Below are 4,824 nucleotides of genomic sequence, written 5' to 3' on the forward strand. Positions count from 1 at the left end.
AATCCTGTTGTGCACATTCACCCCTGACTCCTCCAGGAATTTGTCCACCTCCCTGGTGTCCATGTTGCCTATCTGGGCATACACATTTGGGTTTATGGACCTGATTTCTTCCAGAAGCAGCCGGACGGTGGACTTGCCTCCCTGGTTGGTCAGGTCCCCCGAAATCAGGATCCCTCTTGCCTGGGATATCTTGCGGATGTTATTCAGATTGCGCGCGTTTTCATGTATATCCCCGACTGCAATCCAGTGCTTTTCAATCATTTCTCCTCCATGCTGTCTATGAAGTGCGCCAGGTAAACCCTGGTCCCTGATCTGGTATCCACAAGACGGTACCCAAGGCCTTCGGCTTTCCCCCGGAGTTCATCGGCCGTCCTGAAATCCCTTGCTTCTTTGGCCTTGAACCTTGCCTGGAGCAATTCGTCCATTTCCTGGGGGTAATCGCCCGGACTCAGGGGCAGGCCCTGCCAGTCCATTATTTTCAAGACCGAATCCATGTCTTGCAAATGCTCCAGACAGGTTACGGCATCCCTGGCGGTGATGGAGTTCTGATCCAGGAGCTTCTGCGTTTTTTTGCAGAATTCAAAAAGCTGCGGCCAGAAGTGGTAAAGAGCAAGATCTTCATCCAAACATTTTTCCAGACCGGGCTGTAATTCCCGACACTGCTTTTCTACTTCAGGGTTTGTGGCCTCGCCTGCCAGGCATTCCCGTGAACAAAGCTTCAGCCTGCCAAGCAGTTCCTGCAGTCTGTTCCAGTTTTTCAGCCACATATCCATATTGTTGGCGGAATAAACAAGAGGCCTGTGATAAGAAACAGACATGAGCCACATCCTCAAGGGGAAAAAGCCGCCCATTTCCCTGGCAATTTCGTAAACGCCCGGCAACCGCCCGCCCTTTTCTTCGGGATGTACTGCAAGGTTCAGGCTCCAGCACTGAGGTCTTAAATTGGTGGACCCCTTCCAGATACTCAAGAGATTGTCCAGGTGCGGAAAAAGATGCGCCTCCCCGGCCATTACCAGGTCCAGGTGTGTGCAGTTCTCCGCTGCCACTGCAGCCATCTGCAGGTACCATGAAGGCCTGACATTGCCCCATCTGGTCTTGAGGACATTCTCTTCCTTGAGATCCTTGAGACTGGCCCTTTTGAGCAGAGTGAAGTCCCGGGGGCTGTCCTTGACGTAATCCTCCAGGTCCACTGTTTTGCCGGAAATTATCTTTTCCGGGTCAATACCCGCAAGCAGTCCGTAGTCCTTGTCCCGGCCCACGTCAAAATATACGCAGCGCAATTTTTCATACGCCAGTCCCCTGGAAAGGAGCTTGTTGCACATCTCTATACCGGCATCCAGGAAACCGGCTGCAGGCAAAAACTTAAAGTTTTGGTTTAATGTTATCCGCAGGGCCAGGCTGCGGATAGACTGCAGGGTCTGAAGGCTGAAGTCTTCCCTGTTAAGCCCCTTTTCCCGCATGCACTCCAGGGTACGATCATCAAAGTCCGCCACGGCAACAACCGGGTTGGGATCATGCCCCTTTTGCATCAGCCTGCGGCAGAGCACATCCAAAAAAACCGCCCTGCGCCAGAAGTCCGGGTCGTCATGAAAATTGGTCCTGGGCCCTGGAGTAAATACTCCGGGTTTTTTGCCGGAACACTGCAGAACGCTTTTTTTCCTTTTCTGCAAGTCATACACCTTGATGCCGTCCAGTTCCGGGATACTGTACAGGGGAGTACTCAAGTACCTTTCACCGCCATCGGGAAATATGGTCACCAGAACACCTTCATCCAGCTCTCCGGCCAACTGCTGCACCCCGGCCATTGCCGCCCCGGAACTCATTCCCACAAAGACGCCCTCCTTGCGGGCCAGTTCGCGGCACATGGCCCAGGCATCATCGTCCTTGACATGAACAACCCGGTCCAGAGCCTTTTTACTGTATATGCCGGGAGGGTAGGACTCCTGCATGTTTTTCAAACCCTGGATCCTGTGTCCGGCATAGGGCTCGATGCCGATGCACTGCACCGCGGGATTTAACTCCCGCATCTTCTTTGTGATGCCCATGATGGTACCGGTTGTACCCAGGCAGGCGGCCACGTGGGTGACTGCCCCCCGGGTCTGGGACCATATTTCCGGACCTGTAGAGGTGTAGTGCGCATTAATACTGGCGGGATTGTTGAACTGGTCCATGAGGACATACTTGTCCGGGAAATCCCTGGCCAGACGGTAGGCTTCTTCAATGGCTCCGTCGGTGCTCAGGTGCCCCGGGGTTAAAACTATCTCCGCCCCGTAAGCCCGCATGATCATCTTACGTTCTTCCGAAGCGGAAGCAGGCATGATTAGTTTGATAGGATACTGCTTCAGGGCGCACACCATGGCCAGACCGATGCCGGTATTGCCGGAAGTGGCCTCTATGACCGTCTTGCCCGGCCCCAGGCCATCGTATTTTTCGGCCCTCTGGATCATGGCCAGGGCCACCCTGTCCTTGACCGAACCGCCCGGGTTGGACATTTCCAGCTTGGCAAGTATTTTGACCCGGGGATTGGGGGACAGCGCCTTGATTTCCACCAGGGGGGTATTGCCGATTAGAGTAAGAAGATCGCTCATGTAAGGATTTGTATGTTCAGATAAAAAAATATTGTTAATAGGGTGAGGCAGTTAATTTTGGCTTTTGTTTTTCAACAATTAACTGATATCAATTTCTTGTATTTTATGACAGGGTTTCACCTGTAAGTCATAAAAAAACAGCGAAACCCTGAAAACCTGTTCAGGCTCCTGTGGCGGCCCGCACCTGGTGGATGTCAGTGAGACCTGCCAGTACCTTGAGTATACCATCCTGCTTCAGGGAAAACATGCCGTCTTTCACAGCCTGCTCCCGGATTTCCTCGGCAGACTTTCTGAATTTGATGAGTGTTCTGAGATTGTCGGTACTGAGCATGAGTTCATGAATACCAAGCCGGCCCCGGTAGCCCCCGATACAGTTTCTACAGCCCTTGGCCTTGTACAGCACTGCTCCGTCCTTGAAATATACCTCCTGCCAATGCTTGAATCCTTCACCGTACTCCAGGGCCAGTTCCTGCAGTTCTGCTGAAGAGGGTGTATATTGTTCCCTGCACTTGGGACAAAGAGTCTTGATGAGCCTCTGGCCCAGGACGCAGAGCAGGGAATCAGCGAAGTTAAATGGGTCCAGGTCCATATCCAAAAGCCTGGTAATGGTCTCGGGAGCGGTATTGGTGTGCAGGGTACTGAAGACTATATGTCCCGTCAAAGAAGCCTCGATAGCGATATGGGCGGTTTCCCTGTCGCGCATCTCCCCCACCATTATTACATCCGGGTCTGCCCTCAGGAAAGACCGCAGCAGGTGGGCAAAAGTAAGGCCTATCTTGGGGTTGACCTGTACCTGGCGCAATCCCTCCTGGCTTATTTCCACAGGATCCTCTGCGGTCCAGACCTTTTTTTCCGGGGTATTGATGCAGTTCAAGGCCGAGTGCAGAGTGGTGGTTTTACCCGAACCGGTGGGTCCTACCACCAGAATGAGTCCGTAGGGTTTTTTTATCAGCTTTTCAAAATGGTCCAGGTTGGTTCTGGTCAGCCCCAGTTCTTGCAGGGTCATGGGTTTGCCGGACGTCAGCACCCTCAAAACCACGTCCTCCTGTCCGCCTGTTGTTGGAACCGTGGCAACTCTAAACTCCAGAACCTGTATGACCTCGGGCAGTTTTATCTTGAGCTTGCCGTCCTGGGGCAGTCTTCTTTCTGCAATATCCAGACTGGACATGATTTTGAGTCTTGACACCAGGGGCCTGGCCAGGGCCAGACGGATTTTCCTGAACTCGTGACAGGTACCGTCCACCCGCATCCTGATGAGACAGTACCTTGACCCGGGACTGGGTTCTATGTGAACGTCAGAGGCTTTTCTGCGCCAGGCCTCCAGGAGTATGGCATTAACCAGGCGGACCACCTCGCTGTCATGCTCGGTGAGCTCACCTTCGTCAATATAATCTGCAGCAGCTTCAGTGTCTTCTCCTGCGCCGACCTCTTCACCCAGGGAAGCGATGTTTTGTTCTGCAACATACTGCTGGTGGAAATGCTCGATAAAGCGCAGGATATCGCCAGGAACGGCAACCCTGGCTACAATATTGCTGGTCCCGAAAATAAAGCGGATCTCATCCAGGCGGCCAAGGTCAAAAGGATTGTTCACAAGAACGATGATATTTTTACCTTCCCTCTTAAGAGGCACCCACTCGTATCTTTTTAAAAAATCAGGGTCCAGCTTTTTCTGCTCAAAAAGTTCAAAGGGAATGACAAAGGACTGGTCAAAAGAGACAAACTCGGTGTCGTAGTATTGCTGTAAAGATCGGCCCAGATCCTGTTTGTCGATTTTGAACTTTTTAAGCAGGATATCGTCCATGGACAGATTTTCTTTCTTGGCCATGTGCATGGCCTGCTGCAGATCCTGGCTGGTAATGATTCCGTTACTCAGAAGATATGAGTATCGTCCACCGGACTTGATGCTGTCCGTGAGGAATTCCCTGGAAGATGACTGCTGGATCTGTTGGTTTGACAATGGCAATTTGGATCTAAACCTATCGCTGTTGCTTTTTGTGACTTACTCTTGAAACCCTGTCACAAGTATCTGTTTAGCGCCTTGCATGTGGCACGGGGACTGGCTTTCCCAGCACTAATATTTTAATTCTGGGTTGTGGGCAAAACCTGCTTTAGTGACTTACTCCTGAAACCCTGTCACAAAAAACAAGAAAAATTTGAGCCATGACGGGGGTTCAGCTCTTGGCACTGTAAATGTTCCGCACTTATTTTTTAAGAAAAAGACTACTGCCCACAGATC

Annotated in this window: 3 protein-coding genes; all 3 read right to left on the minus strand. The window is 51.7% G+C overall.

Translation table 11 applies throughout. The annotated features are described in order from the left end of the window. Positions 1-261: metallophosphoesterase (locus QZP87_RS04975; protein WP_291321816.1), on the minus strand; the 261-nt coding region annotated here is incomplete at its 3' end. Beyond that, positions 258-2,588 (minus strand): cysteine synthase, encoded by a 2,331-nt coding sequence (locus tag QZP87_RS04980; RefSeq protein ID WP_291321817.1) that lies wholly within the window; start codon positions 2,586-2,588, stop codon positions 258-260. The genes QZP87_RS04980 and QZP87_RS04975, both read right to left, overlap by 4 nt. A gap of 160 nt (positions 2,589-2,748) precedes the next feature. Continuing rightward, entirely contained in the window at positions 2,749-4,545 is a 1,797-nt protein-coding gene (locus QZP87_RS04985) for a type II/IV secretion system protein (RefSeq protein WP_291321818.1), read from the minus strand. Positions 4,546-4,824 lie beyond the last annotated feature (279 nt).

This window comes from Desulfonatronospira sp., assembly GCA_003563255.1.
In the GTDB taxonomy this organism is placed as follows: Bacteria; Desulfobacterota; Desulfovibrionia; order Desulfovibrionales; family Desulfonatronovibrionaceae; genus Desulfonatronospira.